The following is a 2,907-nucleotide window of genomic DNA, read 5'->3' on the forward strand; positions in this document are numbered from 1 at the left end:
GAAAAGGCCCAACTGGGAACTGGCCTGTGAGCCCCATTCCAACATATTGTGCTTCCGATGGGTGCCGGAAGGTATCCCCCCCCAAAACCTGAATCAAATCAATGAGAAGATTCGGAAAAAGACCCTGGAGGAAGGTCGGTTTTACATCGTCCAGACCCGCCTGAAAGAAGTACTATACCTGCGTACGAGCCTAATGAATCCCTTTACCGGGAAGGAACATTTAACCGAACTTTTGACCTGTCTTGAGGCTCTTGGTAAAGTTTGCCTTTCGAATGGATAATTGTCTCCCTTAACCGAAAAGCCTGTATCTCGTTCAAAAAACACAGTTTAAAGATTTAATTATTTATTTTTGACAGTTATAGCTACTTTAAAGTTTTTCATAATATGAAGACTCAGATCAATACAATTACCCGTACACTACTTTCCATTTTTTTTCTCCTCGTAGGGCTGCAGGCTATTAAGGCACAAGGGGCTGATTCCGGGGAGAAAAAGACAAAATACGTTTACCTGACCTTTGATGATGGCCCGCTTGAGGGCAGTGAAAAAATTGACGATGCCATCAGGATTGAGAAAGTACCCATTACAGTTTTACTGGTCGGACGGCACGCCGAAGCCCAACCCCACTACCTGGAACTCTACAAGGAAAACGATCATATCGAGGTGGGGAACCACAGCTATTCCCACGCGAGAAATCATTACTCCAAATTCTACTTCAACCCCGAGGGTGTCCTGGATGATTTCCTCAAAAGCCATGAGATTATCGGTGCCGAGGATCGGGTAGCTAGACTGCCCGGAAGGAATATGTGGCGAATTGGCCCTCAAAAAAAAGACGATATACCCAGCGGATCTGAAGCAGCGGACCTCCTTGCGGAAAACGGGTTTGATATTTATGGCTGGGATATGGAGTGGTTTCACGACCCCAAAACGGCTGAGCCCGTTGGAAGCGCCGAAGAAGTTTTCCATCAGATAGAACATCACCTGGATCGGGGCCGGACCTTTACCAGGGATCACCTCATATTGCTTTGCCACGACGAAATGTTCCGGGAGGACTGGGAAGAGAGCGAACTGAAGAAACTCATTGAACTCTTAAAAACCCGGGAAGACTACGAATTTGCAAGACTCAAACACTATCCGACTTCAAAATAAAAGATCGGCTAACACTCCTTTAATTATAAAAAACAACCACCGTTATGTATCACCGAAATGTCCTAAAATTTTGCATTGCTTTGCTAGGCTTTACAGTGCTATCTTTTACCAATCCGCCCGAAGACGTCCTGGTCGCATCGGAACCGAATTCTGTGAGCCCCTCCGCGGAGATTTTAGATCGCACAAGAGATACCCCTGTTTCCCCAACCAATACCGTCAGGGATTCTACTAAAGAAAAACTGGATGTCATTGTAAAGTCCCTGGCTGAAAAAGGCCGGTGCCGGATTACTCTGAAGGTGACCCCGGCAACCGGGGATTCTTTTTATACGGGGTATGATGGCCGGAGCGGCCAGGTAATCACCGATTTCAACCAACCTTTTGAAATTGGGAGTTGCAGTAAAATGTTGACCGCTACCTCCATCCTCCAACTCGTAGAACAGAAAAAATTAAGCCTGGAAGATAAACTTTCGGATATCCTGAACAGGCCCGAATTGTTAGAAGGCCTTATGGTCACGGACAGTGCCGATTACCTGGGTGAAATCCGGTTGAAGAACCTGCTGAACCATACATCCGGCCTGCCTGAGTATTTCCTCGATGACGACCTGATGGAGATCGGGATACATGGAGATTCCACCCTTAGGTTCACTCCTGCCCAGCTGGTGCGGATGGCCAAAAGGTTACATGAGCCCCAATTCAAACCCGGTGCCCAATTCAAGTACACCAATACGAATTACATCCTCCTGGGGATGCTCATAGAACAGTATACCTCCCTGACCTTCCAGGAATATATCCGTCAGAATATCCTTCAAAAAGCCGGACTTAAAAACACTTATTTTCCATCCATAGATTCCATACCAGGCCGTGCGCCCGGTTATTATGAGGGGAAGCCGAGTCAAATGCCTGCCACGCTCGCCGGTGCAGCCGGTGAAATAGTCAGCACGCTCGATGATATGGACCTCTTTATCCGGTCCTGGGCCCGGGGTGATTTCTACAAATCGAAAGCGATGATGGAACAAGTGCGCAGCTCGCATTACAACCCAATGGGTGGTGGTATCACCTACGGCCTTGGGGTCTTGAATATTGGAAGCGCCCTGGGTCATGCGGGGCAGACCTTTGGCTTTCAATCTTATATGGGCGCCTTGCCAAATGGTACTAGTTTTGCCTTCGGAATCGATGATGCCAATGAATCGGCATGGAACCTGGCCATGATTCTGGCAGAGCTTCTAAAAACCCCTTAACACGACCTAAGACAGATTACTAGTCCTGAAGACTCATCAGGACCTGCTGGTCACTGGCTTTGCGTGAGAAATTCAGGGCACATTCTATCAGTGCCAGGTGAGAATAAGCTTGCGGGAAATTCCCCAGCAATCGCTTGGTCTTAAAATCGATGTCCTCGCTAAAGAGCCCCAGGTGATTGCTATAGCTCAATACGCGATCAAACCACTCCCTGGAGCGCTCGACCTCACCGATCTGGAACAAACTGTTGATAAACCAGAATGTACAGATGGTAAAGGATGATGTTGGAAGCCCAAAATCATCTTCATTTTTATATCGGAACAACAGCCCGTCCTGACTCAATTCCCGCTCTATGGCCTTTACGGTGCTCACGTACCGCGGATCAAGAGCTTCGATAAACCCATAGGGTTCCATTAGTAAGACTGAGGCATCCAGGTCGGCACTGCCATATGACTGGGTAAAGGCTTTGGTTTTTTCGTTCCAGGCTTTTTCGAGTATTTCTTCCCGGATTTTGCTTTCCAAAGG

3 protein-coding genes and 1 pseudogene are annotated in these 2,907 nt (G+C 47.6%); 3 read left to right on the forward strand and 1 reads right to left on the reverse strand.

The window, feature by feature from the left end:
* From WBV75_RS06665 to WBV75_RS06675, 3 genes and pseudogenes are all read left to right on the forward strand, one after another.
* Positions 1 to 280 (forward strand): annotated as a pseudogene (locus WBV75_RS06665) (pyridoxal-dependent decarboxylase); the annotation flags it as partial.
* Between the two features lie 104 nt (positions 281 to 384).
* Positions 385 to 1,146, forward strand: a complete 762-nt coding sequence (locus tag WBV75_RS06670; protein ID WP_424119860.1) for a polysaccharide deacetylase family protein — start codon at positions 385 to 387, stop codon at positions 1,144 to 1,146.
* A gap of 80 nt (positions 1,147 to 1,226) precedes the next feature.
* Entirely contained in the window at positions 1,227 to 2,384 is a 1,158-nt protein-coding gene (locus WBV75_RS06675; protein WP_424119861.1) for a serine hydrolase domain-containing protein, read from the forward strand.
* 19 nt (positions 2,385 to 2,403) lie between these two features.
* On the opposite strand, the gene WBV75_RS06680 is transcribed toward WBV75_RS06675, so the two are convergent.
* Positions 2,404 to 2,907: glycoside hydrolase family 15 protein (locus WBV75_RS06680; RefSeq protein ID WP_424119862.1), on the reverse strand; the 504-nt coding region annotated here is incomplete at its 5' end.

The organism is Robiginitalea sp., assembly GCF_049588695.1.
Lineage (GTDB): Bacteria > Bacteroidota > Bacteroidia > Flavobacteriales > Flavobacteriaceae > Robiginitalea.